Raw genomic sequence first — 18727 nt, forward strand, 5'->3', positions numbered from 1 at the left:
AGACAGAGAGCAGAAAGCAGAAGGCCGCCCTGGGGCGGCCTTCCGACATCACACAAAGAACGCCTGGAATCAGCCGTTCAGACGCTTCGCGATCGCCGCGCCCAGGTCGCCCGGGGACTTCACGGTGGTCACGCCCGCCTTCTCCAGCGCGGCGAACTTGCCTTCCGCCGTGCCGTTGCCGCCCGAGGCGATGGCGCCGGCGTGGCCCATGCGCTTGCCCTTCGGGGCCGACGCGCCGGCGATGAAGCCGACGACCGGCTTGGTCACGTACTCGGCGATGAACTCGGCCGCTTCTTCCTCGGCGCTGCCGCCGATCTCGCCGACGAGGATGATGCCCTCGGTCTGCGGGTCGTCCTGGAACAGACGCAGCGCATCGATGAAGTTGGTGCCGTTGATCGGATCGCCGCCGATGCCGATGCAGGTCGACTGGCCGAGGCCGGCGTCGGTGGTCTGCTTGACCGCTTCATAGGTCAGCGTGCCCGAGCGCGAGACGATGCCCACCTTGCCCGGCATGTGGATGTGGCCCGGCATGATGCCGATCTTGCACTCGCCCGGCGTGATCACGCCCGGGCAGTTGGGGCCGACCAGCACGACGTCCGGATACCCCTTCAGGGTGTTCTTGACGCGCAACATGTCGAGCACCGGGATGCCCTCGGTGATGCAGACGATGACGGTGATGCCGGCATCGGCCGCTTCGAGGATCGCGTCGGCCGCGAACGGCGGCGGCACGTAGATCACCGATGCGTCGGCGCCGGTCTCGGCGACGGCTTCGGCCATGGTGTTGAAGACGGGCAGGCCGAGGTGCTCGGTGCCGCCCTTGCCGGGGGTCACGCCGCCGACGACCTTGGTGCCGTAGTCGACCATCTGCTCGGCGTGGAAGGTGCCCTGCTGGCCGGTGAAGCCCTGCACGAGCACCTTGGTGTTCTTGTTGATCAAAACGGACATGGGGTGGAAATCCTTGGTTGTTTTTTTAGCCCCTCTCCCGCATGCGGGAGAGAAGTCGGGGTGAGGGCTGCTGTGCGAAAAGCGCCCTCACCCGCGGTCGGCTCCCTCTCCCACGACGGGGACCGAGGTCCCGCGAACGGGAGAGGGATTCGATACGTCGCGTCCCTCAGGCCGCCTTCTTCGCCGCCGCGACGGCCTTCTTGGCGCCGTCGTTGATGTCGTCGGCCGATTCGATCGCCAGGCCGGAGTTCTTCAGCAGCTCCTTGCCCTTGTCGACGTTCGTGCCTTCGAGACGCACGATCACCGGGATCTTGACGCCCACTTCCTTGACCGCGCCGATGATGCCCTCGGCGATCATGTCGCAGCGGACGATGCCGCCGAAGATGTTGACGAAGATCGCCTCGACCTTCTCGCTCGACAGGATCAGCTTGAACGCCTCGGTCACGCGCGCCTTGGTCGCGCCGCCGCCCACGTCGAGGAAGTTCGCCGGCTCGCCGCCTTCCAGCTTGATGACGTCCATCGTCGCCATCGCCAGGCCGGCGCCGTTGACCATGCAGCCGATGTTGCCGTCCATCGTGACGTAGTTGAGGTCGTGCTCGCTGGCCTTGACCTCGGTCTCGTCTTCCTGGCGGACGTCGCGCATCGCGACCAGGTCGGCGTGGCGGAAGCTGGCGTTGTCGTCGGAGTTGATCTTGCCGTCGAGCACCGCGAGATCGCCCGAGGTCATGATCGCCAGCGGGTTGAGCTCGACCAGCGCCAGGTCCTTCTCGTTGAACAGCTTGTACAGGCCCAGCATGATCTTGCTCAGTTGGGTGACCTGCTTGGCGTTGAGGCCCAGGCCAAACCCGATGTCGCGGCACTGGTAGGGCTGCAGGCCCTGCACGAAGTTGACGTTGAGGGTCTGGATCTTCTCCGGCGTTTCGGCCGCGACCTGCTCGATGTCGACGCCACCTTCGCTCGAGGCGATGTAGGTGATCGACTGCGTGCTGCGGTCGACGAGCACGGACAGGTACAGCTCCTTGGCGATGTCGGTGGCCAGGGTCACCAGCACCGAATCGATCGGCAGCGCGACGCCGGCCGACTGGTAGGTCTCCATCGTCGTGCCGAGCATGGCCTTGGCGTAGTCGCGCACCTCGTCGAGGGTCTTGGCCAGCTTCACGCCACCGGCCTTGCCGCGGCCGCCCGCGTGGATCTGCGCCTTGACGACCCAGAAGTCGCCACCGATGGCCTTGGCGGCCTCGACGGCCTCTTCGGGCGAGCGCGCGACGCGCCCGGCGGGGACTGCGATGCCGTAATCGGCAAACAGCTGCTTGGCCTGATATTCGTGGAAGTTCATGTGGGGTCCGTACGAAAAGGAAAAGTCGCCGGCCGGCAGTGCGCATGACGCGGGGGCCGACGGGGCCCGCTATTGTCTCGCATGCGCGTCCCCCGGGCAAAACCGCGTTCTGGCGGCCGACGCGGCCGGCCTATACTCGGCCCTCCGGCCCCTCTGGACGCCCCCGTGCCCCTGCTCGCCGTCCCTGCGATGTCCCTGCAGCACCTGCAGCGCGAACTGTCGCTGTTCGCGCTGTACCGGGTGCTCGAAGCGGCCCTGCTGGCGGCTCTGGTGTTCAGCCCGTTCGGCGACACGATGGGCGAGATCGTCGATGCGCCGATCGCGATCTCGGTCTGCATCGGCTACCTGATCGCGTCGATCGGCCTGCTGCTGCATGCCCGCAGCGCGCGCGTCCACCATTCCGCGCACGCGACCGTCGGCGTGGCCGTCGACATCCTGGTCGCCGCATTGATCACCCACGCCGTGCCGGACGTCGCCCCGGGCGTGGCGATGCTGCTGCTGTTCAACATCGGCGCGGCCTCGCTGTTCGTCACCCTGCGCACCAGCCTGCTGATCGCCGCAGCGGCCGCCGCGCTGCTGATGCTCGAGCGCCTGGTCGGGGCCGCGAGCAACGGCAGCTTCGACCGGCCGCTGGCCGAGATGCTGATGTTCTCGCTCGGCTTCTTCGCCGCCGCGTCGCTGACCCGCCAGCTCGGTACCCAGGTGCGCGAGACCCACGCGCTGGCCGACCGGCGCGGCGCCGAGGCGGCGAGCCTGGCCGAGATCAGCGAACTGATCATCCGGCGCATGCAGACCGGCGTGCTGCTGGTCGACAGCACCGGGCACATCCGCCTGAGCAACGAGTCGGCGATGCTGCTGCTCGGCGACGACAGCGTGACCGGCGCCAATGCGCTGCAGGACCGCACGCTGGCGCAGCTCTCGCCGCCGCTGGCGATGCGGCTGGCGGCATGGCTGCGCGCGGGCATCACCGATACCGCCCCGCTGACGCTGAAGGAACACAAGGACGTGCTGCCGCGCTTCGTGCGGCTGATGGCGTATGGCGACAGCACCCTGGTGTTCCTCGACGACACCTCGCTGGTCTCGCAGCGCGCCGAATCGCTGACCCTGGCGACGATGGGGCGCTTCTCCGCGGGCCTCGCCCACGAGATCCGCAACCCGCTGGCCGCGATCAGCTACGCGACCCAGCTGCTGGAGGAATCGCAGGACATCCGCGAGCCCGACCGCCGCCTGCTGCAGATCATCCACCAGCAGTGCCTGCGCACGAACGGCATCGTCGAGAGCGTGCTGGGCCTGGCCCGCCGCGAGCGCGCGCGGCCCGAACACGTCGACCTGGTCGCGGCCGCGCATGCGTTCGTGCAGGACTACCGCCTGATCGTCGCGGAGGAGAATGCGGAGATCAAGGTCAGCTGCGACCAGGCCACCATGGCCACGATGTTCGATCCGCGCCACCTGCACCAGGTGCTGACGGCGCTGGTCAACAACGCCGTCCGCTACGGCCGCATGCCGGGCGAGCCCGCGCGCATCACGCTGCGGATCGAGGTGATGGGCGATGCGCCGACGCTGGGCGTGCTCGACCGCGGCCCCGGCATCCCGGACGCCGTCGCCGCCCAGCTGTTCCGGCCCTTCTTCACCACGTCCGAGAGCGGCACCGGCCTCGGGCTCTACATCGCCCACGAGCTGTGCCGGGCAAACCAGAGCCATATCGAATACGTCGCCGTGCCCGGCGGCGGCGCGTGCTTCCGCGTGCACCTGCCGGCGCGTGACCGCCTGCTGCGGGACTGACGCAAGCTCGGTACCCAGCGCCTCACGTCGTCCGGCACGCGCCCGGTTTAGAGGCCTAGTCAGAGCGGCCGGCGCGACACACGCACGCAGGTCGTGTCGGCGGATCGCCGATGCCGGGGCTTCCTTGACCGGCCCTGCGCCGCCGCGAATGCGACGCAGCGTCCCGCGGCGGGGACGCCGGTGGCGAGGTCTGCCGGAACCGGGCAGTGCGTTTTTTGCTCGCTGCAGGTGGGCCATCCCGACCGGACGCGCCGGTTTCCAAGGAGTTTGCCCGGCTTGCAGACGACGGGTACGCCGATCGACCGGCGATCCGCCCCCGTTCGCATCAGCCGCGACCTTTGGCCGGAAACGCAGTGCGGCCGCCCTCACGGCCTCGTCACTAGGGGCGAAAGATGTCAATATTCGTCACATCGACCGGTGGTTACAGATAGAACTAGATGAGCGAACAACGCAGCGTGCTGATCGTCGACGACGAACACGACATCCGTGAGCTCCTCGTCCTGACCCTGGGCCGCATGGGATTGCGGACCGATACCGCGCCCAGCCTGGCCGCCGCCCGGGCCCTGCTGGCGACCTCGCACTACGACCTGTGCCTGACCGACATGCGCCTGCCCGACGGCTCCGGCCTCGAGCTGGTCGGCGAGATCAACACCCGCTTCCCCGGCACCCCGGTCGCGATGATCACCGCCTACGGCAACGTCGAGGCCGCGGTCGAGGCGTTGAAAGCCGGCGCGTTCGACTTCGTCAGCAAGCCGGTCGACATCCACGTGCTCCGCGGCCTGGTGCGCCAGGCGCTCGAGCTGGGCGAACGTGCACGCCGCGAGACCGATGACACCGGTAGCCGCCTGCTCGGCACGTCGGCGCCGATGGTCACGCTCCGCGCGACGATCGCCAAGGTCGCGCGCAGCCAGGCGCCGGTCTACATCAACGGCGAGTCCGGCACCGGCAAGGAACTCGTCGCCCGCACCATCCACGCGCAGGGCGCGCGCGCGTCCGGCCCCTTCATCCCGGTCAACTGCGGCGCGATCCCGACCGAGCTGATGGAAAGCGAGTTCTTCGGCCACAAGAAGGGCAGCTTCACCGGCGCGCACAGCGACAAGCCCGGCCTGTTCCAGGCGGCCAACGGCGGCACCCTGTTCCTCGACGAGGTGGCCGAGCTGCCGCTGCCGATGCAGGTCAAGCTGCTGCGCGCGATCCAGGAGAAGTGCGTGCGCCCGGTCGGCGCGCCGGGCGAAGTGCAGGTCGACGTGCGCATTCTCTCGGCGACGCACAAGGACCTGTCGGCGCTCGTCGACGAAGGCCGCTTCCGCCACGACCTCTATTACCGCATCAACGTCATCGGCCTCAGCGTGCCGCCGCTTCGCGAGCGCACCGGCGACCTGCCGCTGCTGTCCGATGCCATCCTGCAGCGCCTCGCCCTGGCCATGCATCGCCGCGCCCCGCAGCTGGCCGGCGACGCCATCGCCGCGCTGGAGGGCTATGCCTTCCCCGGCAATGTCCGCGAACTGGAAAACGTGCTCGAACGCGCCCTGGCGATGGCCGACGAGGATCTGATCCGCGCCGACGACCTGCACCTGCCCACCGGCAACGGCCAGCCCCGCCCCGGTGCCCATGGCGGCGCAGCCGAGCCCACGCAGACCCGCCTGCCGCCCGATCCCCGCACGATGAGTCCATACGAGACCGCGGGCACCGCCCTGCCCTCGTACATCGAGGACATCGAGCGCGCCGCGATCCAGCAGGCCCTGCAGGAAAACCGCTACAACAAGACCAAGACTGCGGCTGCGCTCGGCATCACCTTCCGCGCCCTGCGCTACAAGCTGAAGAAGCTGGCGATCGATTGAGGGCGCGGCGGAGTTCCGCCGCAATCCTCCGGACCTCGCTCGCGCAGAAGTGCGTTCGCGCGCGAGGCGGCGTTCCCGAGGTCCATCGCGGCCAAGGCCGCTCCTGCATCATGCGGACTCGAGCACCCCGGACTCGCGGGTATCCGCGATGTGTCGACGCGCGGCGAGCGCGAGTCGAAGCAGCCGACCCTGGCGAGCACCCAAGCCGTCGACGCGTTCCCGACGGCACGATCAAGTCCGGACCAGTCCCCGGTACCGCGCATCCATCGCCTCGACGTGCGCCGCCAGCTCGGCCAGCGTGCGGTCGTTGACGATCACGTCATCGGCGATCGCGAGACGCGCCATGCGATCGGCCTGCGCTTCGATCATGCCCTGCGCCAGTGCCAGGTCGATTCCGTCCCGTTGCAGGAGACGCGCGATCTGTACCGCCTCCGGAACGTCGATCACCAGCACCCGCGTGATCCAGGGATAGGCGCCGCGACCGCCCTCGGCCAGCAGCGGGATCGCCGCGACGGCATACGGCCCGGGCGCGGCGCGGCAGGCCGCTTCCAGTTGCCGACGGACGCGCGGATGGATGATGGCTTCGAGACGCGCGCGCGCCGTGGGGTCGGCGAAGATCCGCTGCCGCATCGCGGCGCGATCGAGACCGCCGTCCGGCGCGAGCACCTCCATGCCGAACGCGTGCACGACCTCCGCCAGACCGTCGCTTCCCATCGCGACGGCGTCGCGGGCCGCGATGTCGGCGTCCGCCACATGAACATCGAGCGCTTCGAATGCGCGCGTCGCCGCCGTCTTGCCGGACGCGACGCCGCCGGTCAGGCCGATGACGAAGTCAGACATGGCGGCGATCGGCAGGCATCAGGAAGAAGCGTGTGGCCGGGTCGGATGTGCCTGCGCGGCCTACTGCAGGCCCGAGACGCGCAGATAGGTGGCCGTGAGGTCGTGGCCCCACATGAAGGTGATCCAGCCGGCGACGGCGAGATAGGGGCCGAACGGAATCGGCGTCGCCCGGTCGCGGCCCTGGACGGCGAGCATGATCGACCCTATTACCGCGCCGGCGACCGCCGACAGCAGGATGATCGGCAGCAGCCCGCTTAGGCCGCACCAGGCGCCGAGCGCGGCCAGCAACTTGAAATCGCCATGGCCCATGCCTTCCTTGCCGGTCGCCTGTTTGAACAGCCACCAGACCGACCACAGGCTCACGTAACCGACCAACGCGCCGAGCAGCGCCGGCTTGGCCGGCATGTACAGCGCATCCAGACTGGCGATCAGCCCGAGCCACATCAACGGCAGCGTCAGCGTATCCGGCAACAGCTGGGTGCGGATGTCGATGCCCGACAGCGCGATCAGGAACCCTGTCAGCACCAGTGCGCCGAACCCCTGCCAGCCGAAGCCGAAGCGCCACACGCAGGCCACGAACAACAGCATCGTCAGCAGCTCGACGGCCGGGTACTGGATCGAGATCGGTGCCTTGCAGCTGCGGCACTTGCCGCGCAAGGCGAGCCAGCTGACGACCGGGATGTTCTCGTACCACGACAGCTGGTGGCCGCAGTGGGGACAGTGCGAACGCTCGACGACAATGCCCGGCGGCGGCGGATCGTAGAGCTCCGGCTCGCCGAGGATCTCGCGGCTGTCGCGCTTCCACTGCCACTCCATGCGCCTGGGCAGGCGCAGGATCACGACGTTGAGGAAGCTGCCGACGAGCAGGCCGAAACCGGCGGCGAGGGGAAACCCGAGCGCGGGGTTCTGGTCGAGAAACGCCATCAGTGAGACAGGGCCATCGTCAGATCGTCGCAGCGATCTTGAAGATCGGCAGGTACATGCCGATGACCATCGAGCCGATGACGCCGCCGATGATGATCATGATCATCGGCTCGATCAGGCTGCTCAGGGCGTCGACGGCATTGTTGACCTCTTCCTCGTAGAACTCCGCCACCTTGAACAGCATCGTGTCCAGGGCGCCGGCTTCCTCGCCGATCGCGGTCATCTGCACCACCATGTGCGGGAACAGGTTGACCTGCTTCATCGCCATGTTGACCTGATAGCCAACCGAGACGTCGTCACGGATCCGGTGCACGGCCTGCTCGTAGACCACGCTGCCGGTCGCACCGGCGACGATGTCCAGCGCCTCGACCAAGGGCACACCCGCCTTGAAGGTCGTGCCCAGCGTGCGTGCGAAGCGCGCGATCGCGGCGTTGTGCAGCACCTGCCCGATCACCGGGATCTTCAGCATCATCCGGTCGACGAAGTGCTGCAGGGCCGGCGAGCGCTTGAATACATAGATGAAGGCCACGACAAAAGCGATGAACGCACCGAGGATCGCCCACCACCACGAGGTCATGAAGCGGCTCATGTCGACGATCAGCTGCGTGAACGCGGGGAGCTCGGCGTTGAAGCTCTTGAACGTCGCCTCGAACTGCGGCACCACGAAGATCAGCAGCACGGCGCTGACGAGGATTGCGACGGCAATGACCGTCGCCGGATAGAACAGCGCCTTCTTGATCTTGCCTTTGAGGCTCTCGGTGTTTTCCTTGTACGTGGCGATCGTGTCGAGCACGGTCTCCAGCACGCCGGCGGTCTCGCCGGCACGCACCAGATTGCGGAACAGCTCGTCGAACTGCACCGGATACTTGGTCAGCGCCTCGCTGATCGACGAACCGCCTTCGATGTCCAGCCGCAGGCCGTTGACCATCGCCGCCATGCGCGGGTTCTTGTGGCCGTTGCCGATGATCTCCAGCGCCTGCACCACCGGCACGCCCGACTTGATCATCGTCGCGAGCTGGCGGCTGAACACCGCGATCTCTTTCGCGGTGATCTTCTTGCCGGTCGATCCGAACAGCGGCTTCGGCTTGACCTTGACCATGCCGGGCTGGATGCCCTGGCGGCGCAGCTCGGCGCGCAGCATGTTGGCGTTCTTCGCCTGCTGCTCGCCCTTCATCTTGACGCCGCGCTTGTCGGAGCCCTCCCAGACGAAAGTATCCAGCGTCACGCCCGCGCGGACGGGCACAGGCGGCTTCCTGCGCGGAATCGATTTCTTGGCGGCAGTACGTGACATCGACATGCTGGCATTCCCCCGAAGCCCGATTTCCCCAAACCGGGCGGATCGCCGCATGGTACCGGGTAATCGGCCAAAAAAGCAGGCCCGGATGTGACCGGGCGCAGGGTTTCACGACAGGCGAGCGGCGCGCCTAGTCCTTTGTCACGCGGTTGATCTCGGCCAGGCTGGTCAGCCCCTGCCGAGCCTTCTCCAGCGCCGACTTGCGCAGGTCGTTGACGCCCGAGCGCTCGGCGACCTCGGCGATCTGCAGCGCGTTGCCGCCCTGCAGGATGATCTCCTGGATCTGCTCGCTCATCGGCATCACCTGGTAGACGCCGACGCGGCCCTTGTAACCGTTGGTGCACTCGTCGCAACCGACCGCCTCGAACAGGGTCACGCCCGCGCGCACCTGGTCCTCGTTGAAGCCCTCGGCCAGCAGCGCATGATCCGGCAGCTCGACCGGGCGCCGGCACTTGGAACACAGCCGGCGTGCCAGGCGCTGGGCAATGACCAGGGTCACCGACGAGGTGATGTTGTACGGCGCGATGCCCATGTTCATCAGGCGCGAGATGGTCTGCGGCGCGTCGTTGGTGTGCAGCGTCGACAGCACCATGTGGCCGGTCTGTGCGGCCTTGATCGCGATCTCGGCGGTTTCCAAATCGCGGATTTCGCCGACCATGATGATGTCCGGATCCTGCCGCAGGAACGAGCGCAGCGCCGCGGCGAAGGTCATGCCGCGCTTGTTGTTCTGCTGCACCTGGTTAACGCCGGGCAGGCGGATTTCGACCGGATCCTCGGCGGTCGAGATGTTGCGGGTCTCGTCATTGAGGATGCCGAGCGCGGTATACAGCGACACGGTCTTGCCCGAACCGGTCGGGCCGGTGACCAGCACCATGCCGTAGGGCTTGTGGATGGCCTCGAGGAACAGGGCCTGCTGGTCGGGCTCGTAGCCCAGCTTGTCGATGCCCAGCTTGGCCGCGCTGGCGTCGAGGATACGCAGCACCACCTTCTCGCCGAACAGCGTCGGCAGGGTGCTGACGCGGAAGTCGATCTGCTTGGTCTTCGACAGGTTCAGCTTGATGCGGCCGTCCTGCGGCACGCGCTTCTCGGCGATGTCCAGCTGCGCCATCACCTTCAGGCGCGCGGTGATGCGCTGGTTGAGCTTGACCGGCATCTTCGCCGACTGCTTCAGGATGCCATCGATGCGCAGGCGTACCCGGTAGTCGGTCTCGTAGGGCTCGAAGTGGATGTCGGATGCGCCGCGCTTGATCGCATCGACCAGCACCTTGTTGACGAACTTGACGATCGGCGTGTCGTCCTTGCCGTCGGCCACGTTCTCGATCTTGCCGCCGTCGTCGTCGCCGATCTCCAGCGCATCCAGGCCGTCGGTGTCGTCGAGCGCATCGCCGAACTGGTCGGACGCCTGCAGCCACAGCTCCTGCATGCGGCGGATGCTGTCCTCGTCGACGAGGATCGGCTCGACCGTCAGGTTGGTGTGGAACTTGATCTCGTCGAGCGCCTGCGAATTGGTCGGGTCCGCGGTGCCCACGAACAGGCGCGCGCCGCGCTTGAACAGCGGCAGCACCGCATGCTTCTGCAGCAGCTCCTCGCTGACCAGCTTGATCGCACTGGCCTGGCTGTCGAGCGCCGACGGGTCGAACAGCGGCATGCCGAACTCGACCGAGTTCGCCGCCGCCATCTGCGCCGCGGTGACCAGTTTGTGCTCGCGCAGGTAGACCCCGACCTGCTTGCGCGCGGCGGTGGCCTTGTCGAGCGCTTCGCGTGCGGCGGCCTCGTCGAGCGCCCCGTCCAGGACGAGTCGGCGGGCGATGCCGGTGATGCCGACAAGGTTAGGGCTGGCGACGGCGCTCATAATTAGATTTCGATTTGGGCTACGCGCAACTTTACTGCAAGAAACCTTCAACTCAACGCGATGTCGCATCCAGTCAACCGAAGAGGTGGCGAGACACGTCGGGATTCCCCTTCCGCCACATCACTGTATCCAGTAGGTAATGGTGGATGTTGATGAAGATCCAGAAGAGATAGAAGAACAGCAGTCCGCCAAAGACATCCCGGTCGTACGGAACCAGCGTATTCAGCGTTTCGGGCAGCACCCAGAATCCGAGATAGCCGAGGATGAAGCCGAATGCGGCAAACATCACAAGGCGAATAGTGCGCCCCACTTGATTTCCGGCAATTGATAATTGTGTGGTGCGCGCTCTATTGGACTGGAACCGCCAGACCACCGCCATGTACTGCAGGGAATGGAACATCGGAACCCACAGCAGAACGATCGGATCCCGGATCAGTAGCCAGGCATAGATCGAAACGCAGTACGCCAGCAGACCGTTCCATGCGATGCCCGTGCTGCGCTTCTGGACCTGCAGCCGGTGCAGTAGCGTTGTCAACGTTGCAGCACAGCAGGCTCCGGAGACGATAAGCGCCCAGAAGGGTACGGGGATGACGAAGTACTCGACGCCCCAGTATTCCCGAGTGGACTGCGCGATGAGATGGTTGGCTAGGAGCCACGCGAAAATCCAGGTGGCGTGCGCGTTGCGGAGGAGCCAGCGCTTCTGTGCATCGCCATAGAAGCGGCGTTTCAGCACCGCGTCCACCATGGCCATGCCGTAGCCCTGCTTGGCGTAATGCCAACCGACGAGAAAGAACATCGCGTTGGCCGCCAGGCCGAGCCCCCGAGCACTTTCGGTCACCACCATGACCGCGAGGGCGCACAAGATCAGGAGTGGCGCGGTTACTCCGATATGCAGATAGCGCGCGCGCAGTTCCGGGCTGTAAGTCGGCGAACTCAGTTTGTCGCGGAACCCGGAGTAGAAGATCTGGTACGAGTGTGCGAAGTGCGGGTGGTTGATAATGTTGGCGATCGCGAGGGTCACGCCGAGTGACCATGCGCGCGCCTCGCTGCCGTTACCGAGCCAGAGTCGCAACGAGAGCAGGGCAATCAGAGAGCCGCCGCCGAGCAGCGCGAAATCCAGGAACGGACCGAACAGGTAGCGCTCCTGCGTACGCGCAGCTTGACCAGTGCGAGCCGATGTCGAGATGGACGACATGAAGTTCCCCAAAAAAAAAGCCCTGGCGCACTTGCACCAGAGCTTTGATCGCGCGAGTGCGCTAGGTTGTAGCGAATGTTACGGCGCCGGCGTCGGACCAGCGTTACGGCATTCAGCCGGAACGTACTTGAACGCGGCAGCAGGCGTCGTGGAGCAGGCCCAATTGATCGGCGCAGCGGCATCGGCCTGCGTGGGAGTCCAAATCATGGTCGGATCAGCATCACCGCCCGTGTTCTGGGTAACGGTGGTCACAACACCCGTAACAGGCGTGATCGTGATGGTATCAACGTAATCCGTCGCACCCTGGTCGAAAACAAATCCAGAATTCGCGGCAGTGACACCAGCGAGACCGTTGTTCAATGAGGAGACCGTTTCCGCAACCGCCAGCTTCGCCGGCGCCGTCTGGGCAACGGCTTCCGACACGCGGGCGCGGACGGTGTAGTCCTGGTACGCCGGCAGGGCGATCGCAACAAGGATGCCGAGGATCGCGATGACGATCATCAGCTCGATCAGGGTGAAGCCCTTCTGTACTTTCATGGTGTATCCCCTAGGAGTGGTGTTTTTCACGTGCCGCGTGGCCGGCTGGTGCCGATCCGTGGGCAGCCGTGCGACTTGCACGTGCGAAGAGGTAGACGCACAAGCCGTGCCAACTTCTTTCGGGCGGATGAACCGCACCTGCACGTGACTAAATGCCCGATTCAGCAAGCCCGACGCACAGATCGCATGTCCTTGAACGGCCACTACGCGTCACTTAGCGACGCAACGCGTCGTTTCAGGGGTTCGCCGACGTTGTCGTCGTTCGACGCGGCATGCCCGAGGGGTCCAGCAGCATCGCGCCCTCGCCCCGGCGCGAGAGGATTGGCACCTGCCGCAGGTCTTGCCGCTCGTCTCCAGCGGCGCGGATGTCCGCGTCAGACACGCTATCGGCCGCGGGCGTTGAGTTCTTGAGCAAGGCCGGTGCGATTTCCGGATACGGCCGGTAGTACCCAGGCGTGCGTTCGATGCCGGCGCCGCCAGCCATGAAGGCCTCGATGACCGCGCTGCGTTCCGCAGGGTCGTCCGGCATGCGCGTGCCGACGAGTTGCGGCCCTGTCCAGGACAGGCGCCGCCACTCGGGGCGACTGGCCCGGGCGAGGTCGGCATCACTGATCTCGTTGGCGAACACCAGGGTGAACACCTCAGGCGTGCCGACGAGGAACACTGGCCGCCCCTGCCACAGCGTGTGCAGCCCGTAGCCGAGGAAGGCGATCTGGCAGAGCGCGATGACCGCGAGATCGAAGCGCAGGCTGGGCTTGCCCTCGCGGTAGACGATCAGGGTCAACAGCGGGCCGGCGGTCAGGTCGATGGCGAGCATCACCAGCAGGACGCGATCGAGCCCGGCGACGCGATGCAGCGCGTACGGGTACCAGAGCAGGAATGCGGTGATCGCGATGCCGCCGATGACGACGATGCTGAGGAGCAAGTGGGTGGCGGCGGCTTTCCAGCGGGTCATATGGGCAACTGTCCTGTGGGCTGGGCTCTGTGTAAGGCGTTGCATGGCGGCTTGCAAGCAGATTGGACGGGGCACTGCTCCGGCGCTGGTCGGGTGCCCGCCAACGCACATGGCCTTGCGGACCATCCTGTAAGCGCGCGCCTGCAGGAGCGCGCTTGCGCGCGAGCTTTCGGTTGCCGGGGAAAAGCATCGCGCGCGAGCGCGCTCCTGCAGGTTCAATGGCGTTTGCGGGAAGCCGGCTGCTTCGTACGATCAGGACACGTCGGTTGGCGTGACGCTCACTCGGGGCGGCGTCCGCTGGCCGGGTCGAGACGCCTTATGCCGCTATCGACGGAGGGCCCGTGCTTTCCGCAGCTCAACGCGACGGCCACAGACTCCGAATCGCCGCAATGCCCTGCGCCCCATGGAAGCGGGCCTCTGCGATGTCGTCCGGCCCCAGACCGCCGATTGCGTAGATCGGCAGCGCGGTGCATTCCCGCAGGGCGGAAAACGCAGGCCAGCCGATGCCGGGGATGCCGGGATGGCTCGGGGTGTCGCGGATGTGGCCGAGCACGACGAAATCGCAGCCGATCGCTTCGGCCATGCGCAGGTCGTCGAGGTCATGGCAGGACGCGGCCAGCGGCACGTCGTCCGGCACGGGGCGCGCGCCCTGCTCGTGCAGCGCGTGCGACGACAGGTGCAGTCCGGTCCCGATTGCGCGCGCGATGTCGACCGGGCCATTGAACAGCAGCTCGGCGTGCTGGCGGCGGCAGAGCGCGACTGCAGCCTCGAGCAGCGCGGCCTGCCGCGCGGGGTCGAGGCCGGGCAGGCGGCACTGGACGCGGCGTATGCCGCCAGCCAGGGCGGTCTCGAGTTGTCGCAGCCAGACATCGGTGTCGTCATCCGGCAGCGGCGTGACCAGATAGCGATCGGGGCCGCGCAGGGCCGCGACGACGGGGAGATCCGCGGGCGGCATGGAGTAGCGGGCGAGGCGATCGGGCGCGACCCAGGTCAGGGCCTGCCCTTCGCGCCCTTTCGGCGTGCCACGCCACGCGGCAATGCGGCGTACGTCAAGGCGCAGGCGCTTGTGCGCATAGGCCTGCGGCACGGTGATCAGCGCCGGACCGATGTCGACCTGAATGCCGAGCTCCTCGTCCAGCTCGCGCGTCAGCGCCTGCTCAGGCGTTTCGTCGGGTTCGCGCTTGCCGCCGGGAAATTCCCAGAGGCCGGCCATGTCCTGGCTCGGCGTGCGTCGCGACAGCAGGATGCGGCCACGCTTGTCGGTGATGACACCGGCGACGACCTCGATGATGCGTTGGTTCATTGCCCCGCCTTTGACCGATTGCAGGCCGAGGTTAGGGGCGCGGGATGACGATTGCCAATGCTGTGAGGGGCTGCAGACGGGAGAAGCCCGGCTGCCGCGCTGGCTATACGGGGATATCGACGCTGGACCTGTTCGCGGCGACGCACCAGGCCAAGGCGACGTCGAGGGTGCTCAAGCCGTTTCCCTGGCCCGGACGCCGGGCGGGACCGACGGGTTGGCAGGCTGCCGACCGAAGTCGTCCGCATCCGCCCTGGGGCACCTTCTCCCGCAGGCGGGAGGATGGCCCTTAAGCCGACGCCATGCGGGGCACCTCGCCTGGCCAGCGGCACAAGTCGGCCCGTCGCGCCGGGTGAGGCGGCTTGCCAGCGGACGCTCGGCACCAGCCCGCCCTGGGGCGCACTCCCTTTTCGCCCGCGCCTGCGCGCGTTCCTGGTCGCCGGAATAACGCCTGACGGTGGTCGCATTCCGGCCAGTAGGCGCGAGCGCGTAACGTGCCTGTGCCGATGCAGCTCGTTTCGCCTCCACCAGTGCTTCCGTTTTTGCCCCGTGACTGCAACCGCCGCGACGCCGCGCCACGCGGTCAAAGCCCTGCCAGGCTTCCCCACAAAACGGAAACCGCCGCTTGCGCGGCGGTCTCCAGGTGCGTGCCGACGACGCGGGCGTCGGTCAGCTCAGCTGCCCGTGGCAGTGCTTGTACTTCTTGCCGCTGCCGCACGGGCAGGGATCGTTGCGGCCGACCTTGGCGCCATCGCGGACGATCTGGGCCTGCGGCGCCGGGGCCTGCGCGGCGCGCACGTCATCGGCTTCCTCGTCGGCGCCGTAGCCGCCGGCATCGGCGTGCTGGAACTGCGCCTGGTTGAGCTTGGCCTCGATCTGGCGACGCTCTCTGCGCACACGCACGCGCGCCAGCATCGTCACGACATCCTGCTTGACCTTGTCGAGCATCTCGGAGAACAGCGCGAAGGCTTCCTTCTTGTACTCCTGCTTCGGCTGCTTCTGCGCGTAGCCGCGCAGATGGATGCCCTGGCGCAGGTAATCCATGCGGCCGAGATGCTCCTTCCAGCCCTGGTCGAGCACGTTGAGCATGATGTGCTTCTCGAGCATGCGCATCGTGTCCGGGCCCAGCTGCTCTTCCTTCGCGGCGAACACGCGGTCGATCTCGTCCTGGACGTGCGCGGCGATCTGCTCGGCGTCGAGTTCCTCGCGCGTCTTCGCCATGTCGACCAGCGCCAGGCGCACGCCGAACTCGCGTTCGATCTCCGATTCCAGACCCGGCAGGTCCCACTGCTCGTCGATCGACTGCGGCGGCACGTACTGCGCCACGATGCCGGCCGCGACGTCGGCGCGGATGCCGTCGATGTTGTCCTTGACGCTCTCCGCATCGAGCAGTTCGTCGCGCTGGCCGTAGATCACCTTGCGCTGGTCGTTGTTGACGTCGTCGAAGTCGAGCAGGTTCTTGCGGATGTCGAAGTTGTGCGCCTCGACCTTGCGCTGCGCGTTGGCGATCTGCTTGGTGACCAGCGGCGACTCGATGATGTCGTCTTCCTGCAGGCCCATGCGCGCCATGACCTTCTGCACCCAGTCGGCGGCGAAGATGCGCATCAGGTTGTCTTCGAGCGACAGGTAGAAGCGGCTGGAACCCGGATCGCCCTGGCGGCCGGAGCGGCCACGCAGCTGGTTGTCGATACGCCGCGATTCATGACGTTCGGTGCCGAGGATGTGCAGGCCGCCGGCGTCCTTGACCGCGTCGTGGCGCGTCTGCCATTCGGCCTTGAGCCGTGCCTTCGTGGCCTCGTCGACCGGCGCGCCGCTGTCGGCTTCGAGCTGCGCGAGTTCGCTCTCGAGCGAGCCGCCGAGCACGATGTCGGTGCCGCGACCGGCCATGTTGGTGGCGATGGTCACCGCACCCGGGCGCCCGGCCTGCGCGATGATCTGCGCCTCGCGCTCGTGCTGCTTGGCGTTGAGCACTTCGTGCGCGATGCCTTCCTTGCGCAGGTGCTCGGACAGCAGCTCGGAGACTTCGATCGACGTCGTGCCCACCAGCACCGGCTGGCCCTGCTCGTGCTTGGCCTGGATCTCGCGCGCGACCGCGCGGTACTTGCCGGCGCGGTTGAGGAACACCGCATCGGGCGCGTCCTTGCGGATCATCGGCCGATGGGTCGGAATCACCACGACCTCGAGCGAATAGATGCTCTCGAACTCGAACGCCTCGGTATCCGCGGTACCGGTCATGCCCGAGAGCTTGCCGTACATGCGGAACAGGTTCTGGAAGGTGATGCTGGCGAGCGTCTGGTTCTCGCGCTGCACCGGCACGCCTTCCTTCGCTTCCACCGCCTGGTGCAGGCCGTCGGACCAGCGGCGACCGGCGAGCGTACGGCCGGTGAACTCGTCGACGATGATGACTTCGCCGTCGCGGACGATGTAGTGGTCGTCGCGCTGGTAGATCGCATGTGCGCGCATCGCCGCGTTGAGGTGATGCACGACGTGGATGTTCTGCGGCGCGTAGAGGCTGTCGTCGCCTTCGAGGATGCCGGCCTTGCGCAGCAGTTCCTCGGCATGTTCCTGGCCGGCCTCGGACAGGTGGACCTGCTTGCCCTTCTCGTCGACCCAGAAATCGCCGTCGCCGTCTTCGGTTTCCTGCTTGACCAGCGAGGGCACCAGGCGGTTGACCTTGATGTAGAGCTCGGGCGAATCGTCGGCCGGACCGGAGATGATCAGCGGCGTGCGCGCCTCGTCGATCAGGATCGAGTCGACCTCGTCGATGATCGCGTAGTTGAGTCCGCGCTGGTACCGGTCCGCGCGCGACAGCGCCATGTTGTCGCGCAGGTAGTCGAAGCCGAATTCGTTGTTGGTGCCGTAGGTGATGTCGGCCTTGTAGGCCTCGCGCTTGGCTTCGCCGTGCGGCATGCCGGGCCAGATCACGCCGACCGACAGGCCCAGCCAGTTGTAGAGCTTGCCCATCTGCGCGGCATCGCGGCGCGCCAGGTAGTCGTTGACCGTGACGACGTGGACGCCCTTGCCTTCCAGCGCGTTGAGATATGTCGGCAGTGTGCCGACCAGCGTCTTGCCTTCGCCGGTGCGCATCTCGGCGATCTTGCCCATGTGCAGCACCATGCCGCCGATCAGCTGCACGTCGTAGGGGCGCATGCCCAGCACGCGACGGCTGGCCTCGCGGCAGACCGCGAACGCCTCGGGCAGGATCTTGTCGAGCGATTCGCCGCCGGCGATCCGCGTCTTGAACTCGGGGGTCTTGGCCTGCAGCTCGGCGTCCGACAGCGCCTCCATCTGCGGCTCCAGCGCGTTGATCTTCTCGACCACCTTGTGGAGCTGTTTGACGAACCGGTCGTTGCGACTGCCGAAGACACTGGTGAGCAAGCGATTGAGCATTGGAGTCCCGAAATCTGGAATCGGAGTGCGGCCCGGGCACGGACGCCGGCAGCCGCATTGAAAAAAGGGCGCTGGGCGCCCTTTCGATTGGCAACGCGCATTGTAGCTCGGGGCGAGCGGGGACGTTTGCAAGGCACTGCCTTGCGCCCCCGCGAGCGCCCGGAGCGGCTGCGCCGCGCAGGGCCGGAACGAGGAGCGGCGTTTGCAAGCCACGGGCTTGCGCCGCGACGAGCGCCGAAGCCGCCATGCGGCGCAGGCCGGACGAGCGGAGGCGTCTGCAAGGCACCGCTTTGGGCCCTTGCGAGCGCCCGGCGGCGCCGACCCGCGCAGGGCCGGACGAGGCGCGGCGTTGGCGAGCAATCGACCTACGGCCTCAAGAGCCGCGGAACAGGCCGTCCAACACGGTCCCGCGCTCTTTTTGCAGGACCGCCGGACACGGTACCGGCGACAGCCTCAACTAGCCCTTTTCCCTGCGGCGGCCGAGGGTCCGAGCACTTGCCGGGCGGCGCGCGCGCTCCGCCAGCAGACAGAACCGA

General features: G+C 67.0%; 13 protein-coding genes. 2 read left to right on the forward strand and 11 right to left on the reverse strand.

Features of this window, described 5'->3' with window-relative positions:
* Nucleotides 1-69: 69 nt before the first annotated feature.
* Nucleotides 70-945, reverse strand: a complete 876-nt coding sequence (gene sucD / locus CJ022_RS08275; RefSeq protein WP_101926190.1) for a succinate--CoA ligase subunit alpha — start codon at nt 943-945, stop codon at nt 70-72.
* 166 nt (nt 946-1111) lie between these two features.
* The gene (gene sucC / locus CJ022_RS08280; RefSeq protein ID WP_101926191.1) at nt 1112-2281 is read right to left on the reverse strand and encodes an ADP-forming succinate--CoA ligase subunit beta; all 1170 of its coding nucleotides are present in this window, start codon (nt 2279-2281) and stop codon (nt 1112-1114) included.
* Between the two features lie 189 nt (nt 2282-2470).
* On the opposite strand from sucC, the gene CJ022_RS08285 reads away from it, so the two are divergent.
* Nucleotides 2471-4063, forward strand: a complete 1593-nt coding sequence (locus CJ022_RS08285) for a sensor histidine kinase (protein WP_101926192.1) — start codon at nt 2471-2473, stop codon at nt 4061-4063.
* Nucleotides 4064-4500: 437 nt separating this feature from the next.
* Complete coding sequence (locus tag CJ022_RS08290) at nt 4501-5904, forward strand: sigma-54-dependent transcriptional regulator (protein ID WP_101926193.1); 1404 nt, start codon at nt 4501-4503, stop codon at nt 5902-5904.
* A 231-nt stretch (nt 5905-6135) separates the two neighbouring features.
* On the opposite strand, the gene coaE is transcribed toward CJ022_RS08290, so the two are convergent.
* From coaE to secA, 9 genes are all read right to left on the reverse strand, one after another.
* Nucleotides 6136-6744, reverse strand: a complete 609-nt coding sequence (gene coaE / locus CJ022_RS08295) for a dephospho-CoA kinase (RefSeq protein WP_101926194.1) — start codon at nt 6742-6744, stop codon at nt 6136-6138.
* 60 nt (nt 6745-6804) lie between these two features.
* Nucleotides 6805-7668: a prepilin peptidase gene (locus CJ022_RS08300; RefSeq protein ID WP_101926195.1), complete on the reverse strand. Its 864-nt coding sequence runs from the start codon at nt 7666-7668 to the stop codon at nt 6805-6807.
* A gap of 19 nt (nt 7669-7687) precedes the next feature.
* The gene (locus CJ022_RS08305) at nt 7688-8965 is read right to left on the reverse strand and encodes a type II secretion system F family protein (protein WP_101926196.1); all 1278 of its coding nucleotides are present in this window, start codon (nt 8963-8965) and stop codon (nt 7688-7690) included.
* 127 nt (nt 8966-9092) lie between these two features.
* Nucleotides 9093-10814, reverse strand: a complete 1722-nt coding sequence (pilB, locus tag CJ022_RS08310; RefSeq protein ID WP_101926197.1) for a type IV-A pilus assembly ATPase PilB — start codon at nt 10812-10814, stop codon at nt 9093-9095.
* A gap of 73 nt (nt 10815-10887) precedes the next feature.
* Complete coding sequence (locus tag CJ022_RS08315; protein WP_101926198.1) at nt 10888-12009, reverse strand: hypothetical protein; 1122 nt, start codon at nt 12007-12009, stop codon at nt 10888-10890.
* A gap of 78 nt (nt 12010-12087) precedes the next feature.
* Nucleotides 12088-12546, reverse strand: a complete 459-nt coding sequence (locus tag CJ022_RS08320) for a pilin (RefSeq protein WP_101926199.1) — start codon at nt 12544-12546, stop codon at nt 12088-12090.
* Between the two features lie 235 nt (nt 12547-12781).
* Nucleotides 12782-13501 (reverse strand): type IV pilin accessory protein, encoded by a 720-nt coding sequence (locus CJ022_RS08325; protein ID WP_101926200.1) that lies wholly within the window; start codon nt 13499-13501, stop codon nt 12782-12784.
* Nucleotides 13502-13856: 355 nt separating this feature from the next.
* The gene (locus tag CJ022_RS08330) at nt 13857-14804 is read right to left on the reverse strand and encodes a Nudix family hydrolase (protein ID WP_101926201.1); all 948 of its coding nucleotides are present in this window, start codon (nt 14802-14804) and stop codon (nt 13857-13859) included.
* Nucleotides 14805-15470: 666 nt separating this feature from the next.
* Complete coding sequence (gene secA / locus CJ022_RS08335; protein ID WP_101926202.1) at nt 15471-18191, reverse strand: preprotein translocase subunit SecA; 2721 nt, start codon at nt 18189-18191, stop codon at nt 15471-15473.
* Nucleotides 18192-18727 lie beyond the last annotated feature (536 nt).

The sequence above is a fragment of the Luteimonas rhizosphaerae genome (assembly GCF_002849595.1).
Lineage (GTDB): Bacteria > Pseudomonadota > Gammaproteobacteria > Xanthomonadales > Xanthomonadaceae > Luteimonas > Luteimonas cellulosilyticus.

Coding starts and splice junctions, on each gene's coding strand:
- sucD (WP_101926190.1), bottom strand. CDS start 945: ATGTCCGTTTTGATCAACAAGAACACCAAGGTGCTCGTGCAGGGCTTC.
- sucC (WP_101926191.1), bottom strand. CDS start 2,281: ATGAACTTCCACGAATATCAGGCCAAGCAGCTGTTTGCCGATTACGGC.
- CJ022_RS08285 (WP_101926192.1), top strand. CDS start 2,471: ATGTCCCTGCAGCACCTGCAGCGCGAACTGTCGCTGTTCGCGCTGTAC.
- CJ022_RS08290 (WP_101926193.1), top strand. CDS start 4,501: ATGAGCGAACAACGCAGCGTGCTGATCGTCGACGACGAACACGACATC.
- coaE (WP_101926194.1), bottom strand. CDS start 6,744: ATGTCTGACTTCGTCATCGGCCTGACCGGCGGCGTCGCGTCCGGCAAG.
- CJ022_RS08300 (WP_101926195.1), bottom strand. CDS start 7,668: ATGGCGTTTCTCGACCAGAACCCCGCGCTCGGGTTTCCCCTCGCCGCC.
- CJ022_RS08305 (WP_101926196.1), bottom strand. CDS start 8,965: ATGTCGATGTCACGTACTGCCGCCAAGAAATCGATTCCGCGCAGGAAG.
- pilB (WP_101926197.1), bottom strand. CDS start 10,814: ATGAGCGCCGTCGCCAGCCCTAACCTTGTCGGCATCACCGGCATCGCC.
- CJ022_RS08315 (WP_101926198.1), bottom strand. CDS start 12,009: ATGTCGTCCATCTCGACATCGGCTCGCACTGGTCAAGCTGCGCGTACG.
- CJ022_RS08320 (WP_101926199.1), bottom strand. CDS start 12,546: ATGAAAGTACAGAAGGGCTTCACCCTGATCGAGCTGATGATCGTCATC.
- CJ022_RS08325 (WP_101926200.1), bottom strand. CDS start 13,501: ATGACCCGCTGGAAAGCCGCCGCCACCCACTTGCTCCTCAGCATCGTC.
- CJ022_RS08330 (WP_101926201.1), bottom strand. CDS start 14,804: ATGAACCAACGCATCATCGAGGTCGTCGCCGGTGTCATCACCGACAAG.
- secA (WP_101926202.1), bottom strand. CDS start 18,191: ATGCTCAATCGCTTGCTCACCAGTGTCTTCGGCAGTCGCAACGACCGG.